Origin of the sequence: Arcticibacter sp. MXS-1 (genome assembly GCF_041902385.1) — a bacterium.
Lineage (GTDB): Bacteria > Bacteroidota > Bacteroidia > Sphingobacteriales > Sphingobacteriaceae > Arcticibacter.
The window spans coordinates 1,414,835-1,432,482 of record NZ_CP169244.1 but is presented as its reverse complement, the minus strand read 5'-3'; the positions used below and the strand labels follow the sequence as shown (position 1 = coordinate 1,432,482).

The 17,648-nt window shown below is 44.5% G+C and carries 15 protein-coding genes and 1 tRNA gene; 12 read left to right on the top strand and 4 right to left on the bottom strand.

Annotated elements, in window-relative coordinates:
* Positions 1-43 precede the first annotated feature (43 nt).
* Together ACES2C_RS06085 and ACES2C_RS06080 are read left to right on the top strand one after the other, a co-directional pair.
* Positions 44-2,080 carry a M13 family metallopeptidase gene (locus tag ACES2C_RS06085; protein WP_374166101.1) on the top strand — a complete coding sequence of 679 codons (2,037 nt, stop codon included), beginning with the start codon at positions 44-46 and terminating at the stop codon, positions 2,078-2,080.
* A gap of 175 nt (positions 2,081-2,255) precedes the next feature.
* Positions 2,256-2,447, top strand: a complete 192-nt coding sequence (locus tag ACES2C_RS06080) for a hypothetical protein (protein ID WP_374166100.1) — start codon at positions 2,256-2,258, stop codon at positions 2,445-2,447.
* A gap of 63 nt (positions 2,448-2,510) precedes the next feature.
* Here ACES2C_RS06080 and ACES2C_RS06075 read toward each other — a convergent pair whose 3' ends face one another.
* Positions 2,511-3,044, bottom strand: a complete 534-nt coding sequence (locus tag ACES2C_RS06075) for a C40 family peptidase (RefSeq protein WP_374166099.1) — start codon at positions 3,042-3,044, stop codon at positions 2,511-2,513.
* A gap of 478 nt (positions 3,045-3,522) precedes the next feature.
* Here ACES2C_RS06075 and ACES2C_RS06070 point away from each other — a divergent pair.
* The 7 genes from ACES2C_RS06070 to ACES2C_RS06040 all read left to right on the top strand — a co-directional run bounded on the left by ACES2C_RS06070 (position 3,523) and on the right by ACES2C_RS06040 (position 7,923).
* A tRNA-Pro gene (locus ACES2C_RS06070) sits at positions 3,523-3,596 on the top strand.
* Between the two features lie 260 nt (positions 3,597-3,856).
* Positions 3,857-5,116 carry a site-specific integrase gene (locus tag ACES2C_RS06065; RefSeq protein WP_374166098.1) on the top strand — a complete coding sequence of 420 codons (1,260 nt, stop codon included), beginning with the start codon at positions 3,857-3,859 and terminating at the stop codon, positions 5,114-5,116.
* A 130-nt stretch (positions 5,117-5,246) separates the two neighbouring features.
* On the top strand, positions 5,247-5,639 hold the full coding sequence (gene mobC, locus ACES2C_RS06060) for a plasmid mobilization relaxosome protein MobC (RefSeq protein ID WP_374166097.1): 393 nt from the start codon (positions 5,247-5,249) through the stop codon (positions 5,637-5,639).
* The gene (locus ACES2C_RS06055; RefSeq protein WP_374166096.1) at positions 5,614-6,546 is read left to right on the top strand and encodes a relaxase/mobilization nuclease domain-containing protein; all 933 of its coding nucleotides are present in this window, start codon (positions 5,614-5,616) and stop codon (positions 6,544-6,546) included. Before mobC ends, ACES2C_RS06055 begins: the two co-directional genes overlap by 26 nt.
* Entirely contained in the window at positions 6,543-7,055 is a 513-nt protein-coding gene (locus ACES2C_RS06050; protein WP_374166095.1) for a hypothetical protein, read from the top strand. Before ACES2C_RS06055 ends, ACES2C_RS06050 begins: the two co-directional genes overlap by 4 nt.
* A gap of 77 nt (positions 7,056-7,132) precedes the next feature.
* The gene (locus ACES2C_RS06045) at positions 7,133-7,465 is read left to right on the top strand and encodes a type II toxin-antitoxin system HigB family toxin (RefSeq protein WP_374166094.1); all 333 of its coding nucleotides are present in this window, start codon (positions 7,133-7,135) and stop codon (positions 7,463-7,465) included.
* 2 nt (positions 7,466-7,467) lie between these two features.
* Positions 7,468-7,923, top strand: a complete 456-nt coding sequence (locus ACES2C_RS06040) for a type II toxin-antitoxin system HigA family antitoxin (RefSeq protein ID WP_374166093.1) — start codon at positions 7,468-7,470, stop codon at positions 7,921-7,923.
* A 1,021-nt stretch (positions 7,924-8,944) separates the two neighbouring features.
* Here the strand turns inward: ACES2C_RS06040 and ACES2C_RS06035 are convergent.
* Genes ACES2C_RS06035 through ACES2C_RS06025 form a run of 3 tightly spaced genes read right to left on the bottom strand, consistent with a single transcriptional unit; the run spans position 8,945 to position 12,189 of the window.
* Complete coding sequence (locus tag ACES2C_RS06035) at positions 8,945-9,973, bottom strand: tyrosine-type recombinase/integrase (RefSeq protein ID WP_374166092.1); 1,029 nt, start codon at positions 9,971-9,973, stop codon at positions 8,945-8,947.
* Positions 9,960-10,964: a tyrosine-type recombinase/integrase gene (locus tag ACES2C_RS06030; protein ID WP_374166091.1), complete on the bottom strand. Its 1,005-nt coding sequence runs from the start codon at positions 10,962-10,964 to the stop codon at positions 9,960-9,962. Before ACES2C_RS06030 ends, ACES2C_RS06035 begins: the two co-directional genes overlap by 14 nt.
* Positions 10,957-12,189, bottom strand: a complete 1,233-nt coding sequence (locus ACES2C_RS06025) for a tyrosine-type recombinase/integrase (protein ID WP_374166090.1) — start codon at positions 12,187-12,189, stop codon at positions 10,957-10,959. The genes ACES2C_RS06030 and ACES2C_RS06025 overlap by 8 nt, the downstream gene beginning before the upstream one ends.
* A 198-nt stretch (positions 12,190-12,387) precedes the next feature.
* Between ACES2C_RS06025 and ACES2C_RS06020 the strand changes: the two genes are divergently transcribed.
* From ACES2C_RS06020 to ACES2C_RS06010, 3 genes are all read left to right on the top strand, one after another.
* Positions 12,388-13,553 (top strand): IS3 family transposase gene (locus tag ACES2C_RS06020; RefSeq protein ID WP_374166089.1). Its coding sequence is split into 2 segments (ribosomal slippage): positions 12,388-12,640 and positions 12,640-13,553, totalling 1,167 coding nucleotides; the frame shifts between segments, so codons are not numbered across the junction.
* A 6-nt stretch (positions 13,554-13,559) separates the two neighbouring features.
* Complete coding sequence (locus ACES2C_RS06015) at positions 13,560-14,201, top strand: IS630 family transposase (RefSeq protein ID WP_374166917.1); 642 nt, start codon at positions 13,560-13,562, stop codon at positions 14,199-14,201.
* A 356-nt stretch (positions 14,202-14,557) separates the two neighbouring features.
* Positions 14,558-17,635, top strand: coding sequence for a SusC/RagA family TonB-linked outer membrane protein (locus ACES2C_RS06010; RefSeq protein ID WP_374166088.1), 3,078 nt, complete (start codon positions 14,558-14,560; stop codon positions 17,633-17,635).
* The last annotated feature ends 13 nt before the right edge of the window (positions 17,636-17,648 follow it).

The window sequence follows — 17,648 nt, the reverse complement described above, 5'->3', positions numbered from 1 at the left end:
AACATTTTACATATTTGTTAATCTTAACGTTTTATCAGTTTATATGAAGTATACGAAAGTATTGTCATTGGCAGCCTTGCCAGCGGCTTTGCTTGCCGGTTGCTCTCAGAACAAAACCTCTGAAGCAAGCAAGCGAACCGTGTTCTTTGAGAAGTCGGGAATGGATACCACTGTAAGTCCCGGCGAAAATTTCTTCCAGTATGCAAACGGCTCCTGGTACAAGAATACCCAGATCCCTGCCTCCGAATCAGGCTGGGGCTCGTTCTACATCCTTCACGAGGAGAATCAGAAAGATCTGCGTGCTATACTGGAACAGATGGCTAAGGATCCTGAAGGCGACAATGGCAAGAAGGTGGGCGATTTCTATGCCAGCGGAATGGATACTGCCGGTATTGACAAGAGAGGCTTCGAGCCTGTGAAGCCCCTGCTGAGCCGTATAGATGCCTTAAAGACTCCAAAGGAGTTGGTCAACTTTGCAGCCGACTCGTTTAAAGAAGGCGAAGGCTTTCTTTTCTCATTCTTCGTAGGGCCAGACGACCGCATCAGTACCAAGAACGCCGTCAACTTCCAGCAAGCGGGCCTGGGCCTGCCTAACCGCGACTACTATTTTAACAACGATCCTGCAAATCAAAAGATCAGAGGAGAGTACGTTAAATACATCACAACGCTGTTTACCCTTTCAGGTACAGACTCAGTTACAGCCAGAAAGACAGCGACCGAGATCCTCAAACTTGAAACCGAGATCGCCAAATCTCACTCAACTCCTGTTGAGCTTCGTGATCCTGTTAAGAACTACAATAAGTTCGCAGTGCCCGATTTTCAGAAGGCGAATCCTGAATTCGATATTAAAGATCTGCTGAACCGCTTTAATCTGAAAACAGACACCTTGCTGGTGGGACAGCCGCGGTACTACAAAGCATTGGCCTCTTTACTTAAAACACAGCCCCTGGCACTTTGGAAAAGCAAGCTGAAGTTTGAAGCGCTTAGTTCTTCGGCCTCAGCATTAAGTTCTCCCTTCCGGAAAGCCAAGTTTGAGTTCTATGGAAAGGTATTGAACGGTCAGCAAAAAGAGCAGGAACGCTGGAAACAGATGGTTAGCCGCACGGATCAGGGACTGGGAGAATTGCTCGGCCAGGTTTATGTGGAAAAGCATTTCCCTGCCGAGGCTAAGGAACGGATGCTAACGCTCGTCAATAACCTGCAGAAAGTTTACCAGGAACGAATCGAGAAGCTCGACTGGATGGGGCCAGAAACCAAAAAAAGAGCCCTGGAAAAGCTGAACTCCTTCACGAAGAAGATTGGTTATCCCGATAAATGGAAGAGCTACGATGATGTAAGCATCAGCAGAGAAAAGTATTACGAGAACCTGCAGTCTATTGCCAGACACGGCTATAAAGAGATGATCTCCAAGCTCGGAAAGCCGGTAGATAAAGCAGAGTGGTTCATGACTCCTCCTACTGTGAATGCCTACTATAATCCGGCTTTCAATGAGATCGTCTTCCCTGCCGGTATCCTGCGTTTCCCATTCTTTGACTTCAATGCCGATGACGCGATCAATTATGGTGCTATCGGTGCGGTAATTGGGCATGAAATGACGCACGGCTTCGACGACCAGGGGCGTCAGTACGATAAAGACGGAAACCTGAAAGACTGGTGGACCAAGGAAGACGCAGAACGATTCACCAAAAAGTCGGAGATGGTGGTAAAACAGTACGATCAGTATACAGTTCTGAACAACCTTCACATTAACGGGAAGCTCACCCTGGGTGAGAACCTGGCCGACATCGGAGGGCTGGCTATTGCTTATGATGCCTTTAAGCTTACCGAGCAGGGCAAAGGGAATGAGAAGATCGACGGCTTTACTCCTGACCAGCGCTTCTTCCTGGGCTTCGCACAAGTCTGGAGGATCAAGAACCGCGATGAGATGTTGAGGACGCGGATCAGTACGGACCCCCATTCTCCCGAAATGTTCCGGGTGAATGGTCCGCTTTCAAACATGCCTCAGTTCTACAAGGCATTCAACGTGAAGCCCGGTGATAAGATGTACAAGCCGGAGGCCGAGCGTGTGAAGATCTGGTAGCAGAAGATTGAAACTAAAGGTAAAATCAAAGGGACGTTCTCCACAGAGCGTCCCTTTTTTGCAGGGAGGATTTTCTCAACGGCTTCTTCCTGCTTTCAGTGCCGGCAAACTTTGGCAATCTTTTTGCTTTTAAACACCGGACCCTACATCTATACATTACTTTGCACAGTCATCTATGAATTTAAAACGAACATTTGGGACGATCTTGACGATACTGGGAATTGCAGGGCTCATTTATGCAGCCTACGGCTTTGTACAGGAAGAAGGGACCTGGCGCGAGCTTGCTGTTTATGGAGTGTTGGGAATCATCTTCTTCTCAACAGGAGTGGGCCTGATCAAGACCACCAGTGACGTCGCAAACCTCTGAAAAAATAAAGGGCCGGTCAATCTGACCAGCCCTTGTTTACCTTGGCAAGGTATAATTGATTTATTATAATTTCTCGCGTAGCGACTCAATGAGCCGGCCTCCCTTGTAGTAATAACGCTGCCAGTAAGACTCGTTAAGATTACTGATCATCACGCCGCGGCTGCTTGAAGCGTGAGCAAACTTATTGTTGCCCAGATAGACGCCGACATGAGAAATGGCCCTGCTTCTGATTTTGAAAAACACCAGATCACCTTCCTGAAGCTCGTCTTTGCTAACCGGATTGACCATGCTGAAGATATTTCTCGAGTTGTTTCCGATCACAGTATTGAACACTTTTTCATACACTTCGTAAGCAAAACCAGAGCAGTCAATGCCTCTTTTAGTATCGCCTCCTAAGCGGTAGGGAGTGCCAATCCAATCGTAAACGAACTGATATAATTTAACATTAGAGGTAGCAGAAAGCGCCACGCCCATAATCTGTGAGAAGTAATCTTTAGCTAGATTGTCCGGATCCTCGGTAGTTTTTTTAGTTGTTTGCGCCTGGGTTGAGACACAAGTTAGTACAAAAAGTACAGCTATTACTAGTTTTTTCCCCATTCTAAACATCGTTTATCAGTTAAACAACAAGACTTATAAACGCCCTCTTGTATTAATACATTTTTTAATACGAGCACTGCAAAGCTAACCAAATATTCTTCATATGCAAGCGCAAGGTGTATTCTTTTAACAACTTTTAACAGAAATTGTATAGGTTTCTAGACATTGTTCTTCAAAAAGTTGCTGTTGTTCTCTAATACGTGTATGCCATAATTAAGTTTTAGAAAAAAAATCTTTCCACATAATCGCCTTTTATTTTGGGTTCCGCACCAGTTCTTTGGTAATCTAGTTCTGTGGATCTACTCTCCTTAAAACCAGTTGATTGTCAGTATTGTGCCGGTGATTTCGTCAATGTCCATGTTCCGCTTCAGATTCAGAAGCTGCGGACATGTTAAAAATAAATCAACATAACATTGATTCTTCTTTCCCAAGTTTTATATTTGCACAGAATCAAAACACAACATGTTGTGTAAAGGTTCGGGATGTAGCGTAGCCCGGTATCGCGTCAGCATGGGGTGCTGGAGGTCGCAGGTTCGAATCCTGCCATCCCGACATCAGAGACCCTCAAAGGGGTACAAAACCCTCTAAATTGTATGATTTAGAGGGTTTTTTTGCGATAATTGAAAAATTATACCCCAAACAAACCCAAACAATTATCAACTTCTCAATGCCCTATTTCGCACCCTGTTTTTAATCTGTACAATTGTTCGATGCGTTTTGCCGGCGATCGGTTTGGTCGCCCTTAAAGGTTTTAAAAATTTAATCTGCCCGGTGAGGCTTTGAATGAGCTGAGGCGGGCAGTGACAAAAAGTGTGGAAAGGAACAAATCGTATGAAAACAACCAATTCGTTCAGCATCCTTTTTTTCTTAAAAAGGATAAGGGAAGTAAAGGCTTTGCGCCTTTATATGTTCGGATTACCGTAAACAAGAACTTTGTTGACATCTCCCTGAGGCGTCGCATCAAGGAAACTGCATGGAACAGCAAGCTTCAGAAAGTGAACGGTGCGGAGAAGGAAGCCAAAGAAGTGCAGGAAAAGATCCGCCGGATGAGAACGGAGATCAATGCCGCGTATGACGAGCTCCGTTTCTGCAAGGAAGTGGTGAGCGCAGAAGCCATAAAGGCAAAGATGGAGGGCATGGGAGAAGAAGAGCAGATCACCCTGCTGTTTCTAATGACCTACCATAACACCGAAATCAAAAAGCTGCTGGAGCCAGGGACCATGAAGAACTACTACAGTACCGAACGCTATATCAAAGAGTTCCTCGTCAAACGGAAGAAGAAGACCGACATCTATCTATCGCAGCTGGACTACAAGTTCATCATCGACTTTGAGATCTACCTGCGCCAGCGCGAGCCGGACAAAGGTCAGCGCCTATGTACCAATAATACCGTGATGAAGCACATGGAGCGGCTTCGCAAGATGATTAACATCGCCTTGAAGAATGACTGGCTGGCTAAAGATCCTTTTCTGCGTTTCGAAAGACGGATGATCCACCGCGACCGGCGTTGCCTGGAGCTGGAAGAACTGGAGGCGATCAAGGCACTGACTTTTGATATAAGAGGGCAGGAGATAGTGCGCGACACCTTTGTCTTTAGCTGCTATACCGGTCTGGCTTTCGCTGACGTCAGCCAGCTTAGTGAGGAGCACCTGGTAACCGATATAGAAGGTGAGAAATGGATTGAAATGGTCAGGAAGAAAACAGCTAATTTTTCCGGAAGGAAGTTCTATGTACTGCTATTGCCCGAAGCGATCGAACTGATTAACAAGTATCGCAACGATCCGATGGCTTCCTATACGGGCACTGTATTTCCCTTGTTTTCAAATCAGGCGACCAACCGCTATCTGAAGACGATCAGCAAGATGGCGGAGTTAGGCTTTGATTTAACGTTCCATGTCGCCCGTCACACCTTTGCTACTACGGTCACCCTGGAGAACGGGGTACCTATAGAAAGTGTATCGAAGATGCTCGGCCATACGAGTATTCGAACCACTCAGATCTATTCGAAAGTGAAGAAAAAGAAAGTCAGTTCAGACATGAAAATACTAAGAGACCGGTTGAAGCAAGCATGATCGCTTGTGAAGGAGCAAGTTTGTGTTTTTGCTATACAAAAACTGTTCGGCTTGGGGGCCGAACCAAAACTTGCCTTTTACGCCCGTTGGTTGCAAAAGAAAATCATCAGAAGAAGAAAGAAATCACGCGATGGAAGAAGCAAAGAAAAAGGGAGAAAAGGGGAGCCGTCCTAAAGGCGGCCGACCGCCCAAGAAAATCAAGCGAAGCCATATCTATATGATCAGGCTGACCGATCTGGAGCAGTTTAGCATTGCCACTAAAGCTAAGAATGCCGGGATTACAATAAGCGACTTCTTTCGAAAGTCAGCACAGAAGGCAAAAGTTGTTTCAAGGCTGAGCCCAGAAGAAGCGGGCTATATGCGAGTTCTGGCAGGTATGGCAAACAACCTTAACCAACTAACGCACCTGGCGCACAGGAGCGGCTTGTTATCCGTGCAGCGGAATTGCCGGATCTTAATAGGAGAGATAGATAACACGCTTAAAAAATTGAATAGCGATGATAGGGAAGGTGATCATAGGTAAAAGCTTTGCGGGATGTATCGCTTATAATCTGGAAAGGGCGGAAGCACACCTTTTGGAGGCGTGCGGCGTGCGCGAAACGAGTATTAAAGACATGATCAATGACTTCAATATGCAACGCAAGCTAAATCCCAATTTGGGCCAGGCTGTCGGTCATATCGTCCTGAGTTGGAGTGCTGAAGACAAAAGTAAATTGAGCCCGGTTATTATGGTTGAACGCGCGAGGGAGTATATGGAAAAGATGAAAATCAAGGATACGCAGTATGTTATCGTTCAGCACACAGACAGGGCACACTCTCATCTGCACCTTATTTATAATCGCGTGGCGAATAACGGAAGAACGATTACAGACCGCTATCAGAAAGTAAATAACGCAAAGGTCTGCAAGGAGATCACGTTACGGTATGGCTATCACTTGTCAGAAGGTAAAGCAGCAGTAAACAGGCATCGGCTTAGGGGTGCTGACCGGGTGAAGTATGAAATGAATGACACTATTCAAGCCGCCGTTGGGCTAGCAAAGAGCTTTCAGCATCTGGAGGCGATGCTCCGGCAGCGAGGGATCCAGGTTCATTATAAGCACCTGGGTGGAAGCGATACCGTACAGGGGATCAGTTTTAGTAAGGAGGCTATCAGACTGAAGGGTTCAGAGATCGACCGGAGTCTGAGCTATGGAAAGATTCGTCTGCAGATTGATAGCAATATGCGCAACTTGCCTAAAGAGCAGTGGTCAGTGGGCAAAGGGGAGAGGCCAGTATCCGATATAAGGTTCAATACTACGAGGGATATCTTAATTGATAATAGTCCCTCTTTGGTCCCGGAACTATTAAGGTCAGAGCAAACGCAGAATAGCGAAATCTTGCCCGGGTGGCAAAAGCGTAAACGTAAACGAAAGAAAGGACGGCGGATATGAACAATACTGATGAAAAGTTGGAAAATATTGAAGATGTACTGCAACAGTTAGTGATATCAATAAATAGGTTTTCGCAGCAGGAAGTAAAGCGGCAAGGAGAGAAGAGGATCCCAGATTATACGGAGCGACTGGATCAGATATATAAGGAATTGGCAGAGTTAAAGCAAGAGAATCCAAAGGCTGTACTCAATCAACTCGTTGAACAGCTGAAAAAGCTAAAGTCAGAACCGCCTGCTGTTAAACAGCATCGTTTTCTGTTGTTCCCTGAAACAAACCAGGGGCAGTATTATAAAATCGTGTTCGGCAGGCTCCTGCCGTGGGGACTGCTGTTCGTGGCAGCCACTTATTGCTTTTCGCTCGGGCAAAAGGCGCTCGAGGTATGGAAGATGAAAGATTACAACGACCGGGCCGACCAATATGTAAAGGCATGGCTTTATCTGGATGAACACACAGAGAACAAGGTAATAAAAAAACGGATGGCTGAGGCCTGGCAGAAAGCAAACCGATAACTGGATGGCTTTTAGAGCGGTATTAGTAATTGTTTAAAGTTCTCTTTTTGAGAACTTTTATTTAAATTTGTATAAAGATGAGGGTTCATCTGATTAAAAAGAATACGTTAGAGCGTTTTGCGCAACTTCATCCCAGAAGCAGAACTTCGCTGAACGACTGGATTGAAAAGCTAAAGTTCGCCGACTGGGAAGAGCCAGGCGATATGAAATACACATATAATACGGCTGATCTTTTAGGTAAAGGCAGCAGCAGAATAGTGTTTGATATTGGTGGTAATAACTACAGGATGATTTGCAAATACGTATTCGGTGCAAAGCAGGCTCACCTCTTCGTTTGCTGGATGGGCACGCATGCGGAGTATGATAAGATTTGTAAACAGGGAGAACAGTACACCGTTAATCTTTATTGAACATGGAAGCGACAACTTTAAAATATACGGTCATAAAGGATAAGAGCCAGTACGATCAATACTGCAGGCAGTTGGAGGAGCTACTGGAGGGTGAGCAGAATGAAGCTGTACAGGATGAGATTGATCTGCTCACCTTGCTGATTGAGAAATATGATGAGGAGCATAACACGTTTACGGAGAGTGACCCCATTGCTTTGCTGCGTTCCTTTATGAAAGACCGGGGTTTAAAATCACAGCATTTAGTTGAAGTTTTAGGGGTTAGTAAAGGCTATGTTTCTGATATACTGAACTACAAAAAGGGGTTGTCCAAAGAAGTGATAAGGAAGTTGGCCGAGTACTTTAAAGTGAGACAGGAGGCATTTAATAGGTATTACAAATTAATGCCCTCGACCGATACTTATACTGGAAATTTTGGCTCTGGAAATACTGCGAAGCAAATACATGCAGCTAAACATTAACGTTACATGCTTAACAAAAATGACTGCTGCAATCGCTGCGGCAAGTAACTACATTTCACAACGCGCTACGCCGCGAGTTTCATTGCTTTAACCGCCTCGCTTTATAGCGCAGGAACGCGCTCTTGCCGCGGCATACCTGCGAAGACTTCGTTAGTAATTTCACCATATTCTCACCGCCAGACGCAAAGATAACCCGCACAGCCAAAGCAAGTAAAAGATGTGTAAATGAGTGCCCTTTATTTGTTTTTTAAGATAGCACTCACCCTTGACCGTTCTAGTTGTTTTTGCTTGCTTAAGCGCTGAAAATAAGATCGTGAGTTCTGTTATGACTCTAGTTATCACCTTGAACCATTGCTACTTGTGAAAATGATCACAGGCTGGATTTGAACCAACGTTTGGGTTATGTGTGAAAGGCTAAGTAACGCTGATCTATTTTTCAAAGGTTTTGTTATTTATGTTGACGAGTTGATATTACGGTTCGAATGGGTTCTTCGTCACTTTTGGTGAAGGATTATTCATGTATCTTTGATAACGCAACTTTTAAAGCTTCAAAAAGGATTCTCATGTGTAAGGAGTTAATGTACAAAACGTTGTTTTGAGATTTTCACCAAAGTGATGAAGAACCATGATTCTGGGTCAATCATAACGCTCCATATTGGGCCAAAAATTAGGTGAAATGAAAGAAACGATGCTTGGAGGAGGATTTCAACGGTGGTGAAGATGTTTTGATTAGCTTTGATTCTTATGATTCGACACTTGCTTATCGTGCTGGGTTTTTCAGTTGGAGATTCCGGAGATGCTGACCCCGTACCGGGCATACTGACCCCCTAATTTGGCTTTGGCCCTTAGATTCTGAAGGCCTGACAATTTTACCTTTTTTTCTTAGACTTTCACCTTTATTATGAAAAGCTTTCCATAATAAAGGTTATGAAAACAATATAGTTATGTAAAGCCCGTATGCAAAGCATATTGATCTATAGTATATTACGTTACAACTTTACATTTGGGCTTTACATAATAATCATCTCTTACCTAGTCCCTTCAGCCAGGTTATTAAGTTATTGTTATCGACCCATTCTGCATCAGGCTGGCTTGGCGTAAGGCATTCCGATGCTTGTTCTATTGCCTCTCTTTTTTGTTTTGAGTCGGCCCTCGCGTATACCTCTGTAGTCTGAATAGAAGTATGCCCCAGCAAGTCTCTTATCCAAACCAGATTGACTCCGGATTGCAACAGGTGCATTGCCCGGCTATGCCTTAGCTGGTGACAACTGGTGATATCAGGAATAATAGTAGGATCGCATATCCGAGCCATATCTGCATACTTTTTCAGGATATAGGTTATTCCAGCTCTGGAGAGCTTGCTGCCTGCACAATTACAGAAGATAGGCCTCTTCATACTGATCTGGCAGTCAATATGGTACTTATCCATATACTTATTGAGTATGGCAACGACATGCTCAGAAAGCGGTACTATTCTCCACTTTCTTCCTTTTCCATATACTTTTATAGAGTATGGCATACACTGTATTCGCAATGACCCTACCGTTAGGTCGGCCAGTTCCTGCACCCGGCAACCAGTATCATACATCAGGGCAAGTATCGTAAGGTGCCTCAATTCCTTAGTGCTTGTACTATCCGGCTGCTCCAGGAGTAGCTTTATCCCTTCTTTTGTGAAGTGTGCCGGAGTTGGGTGCTCTTTTTTCAAGTTCTTGATTGCCAATACTCTTTGCCACTGCTCCAGATGTTCTATGTTGTCATACTGAAGATAGGATACAAAAGAACGGATAGCAGCCAGCCTGTTATTACGGGTAGCAATGCTCTTTCCTTGCTTCTCAATCAGCCATCGCAGATAGTCAACCACATGCTCCCTGTTGATATCTGACAATGCCGCCTTATCAATTTTTATTTGTTTTTCATCTCTCAGGAAGGAAAAAAAGGAGACAAACGCATCGCGGTATGCGGCTATTGTATTTGGGCTGACGTTTCTTTCGTGTGGGAGACAGCCACCAAGGAACCCTGTAATATATTTTGCTAAGTTATTCGCTGCCATATTTTTCGGGATAAATGAAGTCATTAAGGGAAGAGCATTGTTCCAATAGTTCCGGATATTCATTGCAGGTGAGTCTTACATACTCTTCGGTGGATAAAAGAGACTTGTGCCCCAGACAGGCAGCCAGCAACGGAAGGGCAGCGTATATGTCCAACCCTTCTCTTACCATTTTAGCAAGAGAATGTGTTGCCATGGTGTGTCTGAGATCATGCACACGAGGGCCAAAGTGCTCACCTTTATAGGCAATTCCACATTTCGTATAGATCTTTTTGAACCATCTGTATGCATTGGCGGAAGACAGAGCTGTGCCATTCAGCTTGATGAAGAATGGATGATAGCCGTCAGTAATACCCAGTATCGGGAGCATACTCCTGTAATGCAAATATCGCAAAAGATTCTCCTTTAAGGAGTTGCATATAGGGACCAAACGATCTTCTCCATTTTTAGTACTGCCCCATGTTCCAACTTTCAGGATGTTTCTGTCAAGATCTACATCCTTGTTCCTCAATGATAAGGCCTCTGTAATTCTTAAGCCCGTACTATATAGAAGCCTGATAAGGCAGGGCACAGACATGATCGGGTCATCCTTTCGGTGACTTTCACGCTGAAGCCTGTCAGATTCCTGGAATATAGCCTGCATCTGCTCTTTTGTGAAGATATAAGGTGTAAAGCCACGATCATTCGTACATTTCGGCAAGGGCATTATATATGATTTAACTCCATGCTCATTCATGTATCTGGCCAGTTCCGACAGTCTGCAACATTTTCCATAGAACGTCCTGACACAGTCATTTTCTCTGGACTTTGCCCAACTGCCTATCAGATCTTTCGTAATGACGGGTTCTGTCAAGCCATATTGTATGGTATACTCATCAAACTCTTTGTACGTCCACCTGGTCGATATTACAGTTAACCCCCAAGATTCTTTTATTCGGATCAGGGCTTTCATATAAGGAGCCAATACTCCCCGATAGTCAAACGGATTAGTCATAGAACCATCCTCCTCTCTGCATATAAAAACAATCTTTTGATTCCGGCACATCCAATACGCATCCCAGCATATGTGACAGGTCTATCCGTACATAGGTACCTGTGGTGTCCAGTTCTGAATGGCCCAGTGTTTCTGATATAATTGGGATGGGGGTGGATTTATCCAACATTCTTTGTGCCAGGCTGAACCTCAGTGCATGTCCTCCATGATGCCTGTCGCCGAACTCTATTCCAGAAGACTTAAAAGCAATCAGGATAGCACTATGAACCGCTCCCCCATTAAGCTCCCCATACGGTGGACGACAACTTAAGAATATCTTGTCAGACATGGATTTTGGACGTGCATACCGCAGATACTCTATAATGGCATTACCGACTATGGGTAAAAGCGGAAGGGTCAGGGGATTTCCGGTCTTATATTGTACAAGGGCTATTTTATTGTTTTCCCAATCGATATTACGGAAGCTCAGGTTGGCCACATCGGAGACACGAAGCCCTAACCGGGAGCATAATAGCACCATAGCATAATTGCGTTTCCCAACATTGTTTGAACGGGATATCGATCGCTCTATCTTCTGTACTTCATCTGGAGCATAAAACGAAGGGGCTTTTACGCACCTGGCTTTTTTGCCAAGTAATTTCAGCAGATACGAATAGTCTTTTGCAATGACATTGTTGTGAAACAGGAATGAAAGGAAGCGCCTTGTCGTATCGATATATTCCTTCTGTTGATGCTGGCGACTTTCAATATACCTTATTATTGCTTCTTCAGTTATTCCGGAAAGGTTGTCTATGCCTATCCCGAACAGATATTCTATGAAGTTGCTCATGGTTTTTTTGTAACGCTGGAGCGTCCTTTTCTCGTTTAGGCGACGGGATTTTAAGAAGTCAAGATATTGATTGGCGGCATCCCCAATATCACCCCTTAGCGGATACTTTACTGCACTGTGTATCCTTCCACCAAGATTGTTGTTCAACAACACATTGGTTAACACGTCAATACTTTTGACAAGGTCGCGATGATGGAATGTGACGTTGAAATCATCGTGGCACGTCAGCATATATTCATAGCCAACGTTCTGGTCATAGTCAACCAAACCCCTTGAGAACATGTATCCAAGGATGCCCTTCTTCCACAACCAATTATAGGTGTAGATCCGGCTGCTTGAATATCTCGCTTCTTTTAAAAGTTGGTTGGTTCGTTCAATAAGTTTTTTAATTTCCATAACTCTTGCTTTTAATGTTGATTTTGTAATATGCAACACTAAAGTTATGGAAAGCTATTATGTGTAGTTATTGCTATAAGTAACTGAAAACAAACTACTTCTTGTGAAGTATAGCATATGGATTTACATAGCTATATTTGTAATCTTCCCTAAAAACAGCTACGGAAATAAATGTAGTAGTTTTATAAATTTAGGGTAATGAAAAAATCAACTTTCACAGAAGCACAAATCATTAAGATCCTGTCTTTACAGGAGTCCGGAAGGAGCGTATCAGATATCTGCAGGGAGCATGGCATCAGCCAGGGGACGTATTACAATTGGAAAAGCAAATATTCTGGAATGGATCTGTCCCAGCTTAAGCAGATGAAGGAGATGGAGAAAGAGCTTTCCCAGTATAAAAAGATCGTAGCCGAACAGGCGCTTCAAATAACGGTTTTAAAGGATGTGATCGAAAAAAAGCTCTAGGGCCTGCCGAAAAGCGGGAGCTTGTTGGATACGCCAGAGAAACGTATCGGATGAGCCTTCGGCAGGCCTGTATGCTGTTCATGATCAGCACATCAGTCTATTACTATAAAGCAAAGAGGAAAGACGACTCTGAGGTGATCGAGCAGCTATCCTTGCTGGCTGACCTTCACAAGACGTGGGGATTTTGGATGATGTTTCACCGTCTGAGGAAGTTACAGTATATGTGGAACCATAAGCGGGTATACCGCATCTATACAGCTATGCGACTGAATCTGCGTAGCAAAAGAAAGAAGCGGCTTCCCGCTCGTGTTAAGATGCCTTTAGTGTGTCCCATTGGTCCCAATATTACCTGGAGTCTGGACTTCATGCATGATACACTGGCTAATGGTAAGACCATCCGTACACTTAACGTGATTGACGATTTTAACCGGGAAGCTCTTTCCATTGCTGTAGATACCGGACTCCCGGCCCAAAGGGTCATACGCGAGCTGGAACAGTTAATCGAGTGGAGAGGCAAGCCTGAAAAGATCCGATCTGACAATGGGCCCGAGTTTGTGGCTGGCATTTTAAGCCAGTGGTGTCAGGGCCAGGGGATTGAGTGGGAATATATCCAGCCAGGAAAGCCCACCCAAAACAGTCTGGTCGAGCGCTTTAACAGAACCTTTCGCCAGGATGTACTGGACAGTTACATGTTTGATAGTTTGGCTGAAATCAGGAAGTATGCCCAGGCTTGGGCATGGATGTATAATAACGTGCGACCACATTCGTCCCTTGGTCACCTCACTCCAGTGGAGTTCCTGTTGAAATATGGAAAACTCTCCGAGTTTCCCACATTACAACAGGATAATAACAATAGTAATTTCCATTGGGATTCTTTAGTTTTGAATGTAGCTAGCTAGGGGAAGATTACAAAACCGCATAAGATCGACTATTGGTGCGGCAAGAGTCCTGATCCCGAATTCGAGAGCAAGATGCTCACTATCGTGGGCCTTTATATGAACCCGCCTGAAAATGCCCTGGTACTATGTGTAGATGAAAAAACACAGATACAGGCCCTTGACCGCACCCCACCTGTACTTCCCCTGAAAGAACACGCCCCCAAACGGATGACGGCAACTTATAAGAGAAACGGTACAGTAGCCCTGATTGCCGCCCTGGCTGTCCATAGTGGAGAAATCACGGCCAAAACTATTAAATCTAACAATGCAGAAAACTTTCTGTCTTTTCTAAAGAAACTGGACCGCTCCTACAGAAATAAGAAACTGCATATCATCGTAGATAACCTCGCTGTGCACAAAAATGAAAAGGTAAAGGAATGGCTTAGGGGAAAACGAAAAATAACCCTTCATTTCACTCCTACTTATTCCTCCTGGCTCAATCAGGTGGAGATTTGGTTTAATATTTTATCTAAAGATGTTTTAAAAGGTGGGGTATGGAAGTCTACAGAACAACTTACTGCACAACTATTGCAATATATTGACACTTACAATAAAACCAGAGCGAAGCCTTTCAAGTGGACCTACACCGGAAACGCTTTAGAGATTTAGTGATTTATCTTTGTAATCTTTACACTAGCTGAGACTTTCACGACAAGCCGAGGGAGGGCGTTCGAAGTTTAGTCAGCGCCTCACTTGTGCCGGTGATAATCACTTTTGTGACTACGCAGCATAAACAACTTGGATAAGAGCTCATATATCGGGTAAAAACGCCCGATAGAGGCCGGCGCACGTGTTTGCCCGACTTTGTCACGAGCGTGACCGATGTAGGAAGTGTAATTTTATTGCTGTAAACTTTTGAAGCATCATTATTTCTGGCATAGCCAGGAGAGCTTCAGATGTTTTAAGCAGCTCAATTACTGGGCAATCGGTATGTCTTTAAAAACCAATAATTAACTAAAATTAAAATGAAATTCAAGAATTTCTTTGTACTACTGTTCTCTCTGCTGTCGCTGTTGCAGACTGACCTAAAAGGGCAGGGAGCGTCACCGATGCTAAAAGTCTCCGGATCTGTAAAGGAAGCCTCAGGCGAACCTCTACCAGGAACAACTGTTGTAGTTAAGGGCACCAGGATCAGCACTATGACCGATGCCAAAGGTAATTTTTCTATTCAAGCACCCACTGAGGGTTCTGTATTATTATTCTCTTTTTTGGGCTATGTGACACAAGAACACCAGGTCGGTCGGAATAAGATAATGAACGTTGTGTTAAAACCAGACGCAAAATCGTTAAATGAAGTTGTTATCGTAGCCTATGGAACCCAGAACCGAAAAGAAATCACGTCTTCTATTACGAGTGTAAAAGGAACAGACATTGCTAACGTTCCTGTTACTAATCTCGACGCAGCGTTGCAAGGAAAGGCGCCAGGAGTTCAGGTGGTCCAAAACTCTGGAGCGCCAGGCGACGAGACTTACATTCGTATCCGGGGTAATGGTTCGTTATTCGGCGAAAACCGGCCGTTATATGTAATAGACGGAGTGCCAATGAACAATATCGCAGCAGGAGAAGGACCAATGCAGACCGACGGCCAGCGTATTACCACGCAGAACGATATCAATATGAACGATATCGAATCTATAGAGGTATTGAAGGATGCTGCAGCTGCGTCACTATATGGATCGAGAGCAGGCAACGGCGTGGTGTTGATCACGACGAAAAAGGGCAAACAGGGAAAGTCAAAATTTAATTTTAGCACTTATACCGGTGTCGCTAGTGTCAGCCGCCGGCTCGATCTTCTGAACGGCGACCAGTATGTTGATTTGATTGAAGACGCCCGAGCCAATGCCAGAAATAACCCACCACCCTACAGTAGCAATATTGGCAATGATTCCAGGATCGTAAAGACGGGGAATACTACTAATTGGCAGGACGCGGTTTTTCAGGATGCCCCTGTCTCAAGCTTCAACCTGTCAGTAGCCGGCGGTACCGACAAGGCTTCGCATTACGTCTCTGCAGGATATTTCGATCAGACGGGCACCATTATCGGTCAGAGGTTTAAACGGTTCAATGGCAGGATAAATTACGATTTCCAGGCGACAAGCAATCTAAAGCTTGGAGTGAACCTGACCGGAAACCGGTCAAACAATAACCGTAGGGACAATAGTTTTTCGGGGCAGTCGATTCTTGCTTTAGCTCTCACTCAAAATCCGAACAATCCGATATATAACGAAGATGGGACTTATTTCCGCGACGCTTTAAACAGGCTAAACCCTGTTATGCTGGCTAAAACGCTGAGGTATGTTTCAACTACGAATCGCTACGTCGGTAATGCCTTCGGCGAATACAAGATACTGAAGGGGCTCACTTTTAAAACGACCTTTGGTTTCGACGAATTAAGTGTTACAGACGACAGATACCAGTCGAGAGAGATTAATGCGCCTTCAAGCCCGGCCTCAGGATCGGCAAGCGTATACTCTGTATCACTTTGGAATAATGAAAATACCCTCTCTTACTCGACGACTTTGCATGGAGACCACAAGCTCGCTATGCTGGTCGGACAGAGCTTACAGGAATCAGCCGTGCGAAAAATTGCAGCAGCCGGTACCACTAACTCGACTGATGTTATCAAGTCGATAAGCGGCTTTACTACGCGGACCCAGGCGTTGGATCTCCGTTCAAAGTGGGGGCTGGCCTCTTATTTCGGCCGTGCCAGCTATAGTTATAAAGGCCGGTACATGTTACAGGCTGCCATACGGGCAGACGGATCTTCAAGATTCGGAGCGAACAATAAGTTCGGTTATTTTCCCTCTATTTCGGGGGGATGGAACCTTGCGGAAGAAAAGTTTATGGAAAACGTAAAAGTGATTAGCGACCTTAAACTCCGTGCAAGCGTTGGAATAACCGGCAACCAGGAAGGGCTTGGAAATGACTTTCCTTCACTCGCTACCTATAACGTCGGCAGCAATTATGGCAACCTCCCGGGTATCAGTGCAGGCAGTTTAAGTAATAAGGATTTAAGTTGGGAGAGTACTACTCAAACCGATATAGGACTCGATTTTAGTTTGTTTAATAGCAGGATATCAGTAGTAGCAGATGTCTATAAAAAGGCTACAGACAAGCTTATCTTTAAGCTGGAGATCCCCTACACTTCTGGTTTCACAAGAACCTTCGGAGCAAACATTGGCAATCTCGAAAATACCGGACTTGAGTTGGCAGTTACAACGAGGAATTTTGTAAAAGCCTTCAAATGGAGTACCGATTTCAATATCTCATTTAACCGGAACAAGATCACCTATCTCCCAACAACCGTAGAAGGAGATCCAAGCAGTTCCGACTTTACTGAATCTCTACCTGCATCGTTTAATACAACAAATCCTACTAGTATATTCAGAGTGGGAGAATCAGTAGGATCGTTCTTCGGTTATCGCAGCTTGGGAGTTGATCCAAATACTGGCGATTTGATCTATGAAGATGTAAACAAAGACGGAGTAATCACAACGCTGGATCGCCAGATCCTCGGGAATGCTTTACCCAAACATTCAGGCGGGATTACAAACAATTTAAGTTACAAAGGGGTAGATCTAAGTGTCTTTTTCCAATGGTCCTATGGCAATGATGTATATAATCAGACCCGCAATTTATTGGAAAGGATGAACCGGGAGAATAATGGAACCACTAATACTTTACGCAGATGGACGCCGGAAAACAGATATACCGACGTCCCAAGGGCGATCTATGATGATCCTGCCGGACCAGATGGACGAACAAATGGTGAAGTGTCACAACGGTTCATAGAGGACGGCAGCTTCCTACGCCTGAAAAATGTAACATTGGGATATAATCTGTCTTCTGCTCTTCTTAAGAGGCTTAAGCTGAGCAATGCCCGCCTGTACGTCAGTGCTCAAAATCTCTGGATCCTGACCAACTATTCAGGTTATGACCCGGAATCACAGAATCAACAGGTTAAAAACTCCCAGCTTGGCATAGACTGGGCAACCCAGCCGCAGGGGCGAACAATTATGATAGGATTAAATGTAGGATTTTAATATTAGCCAGATA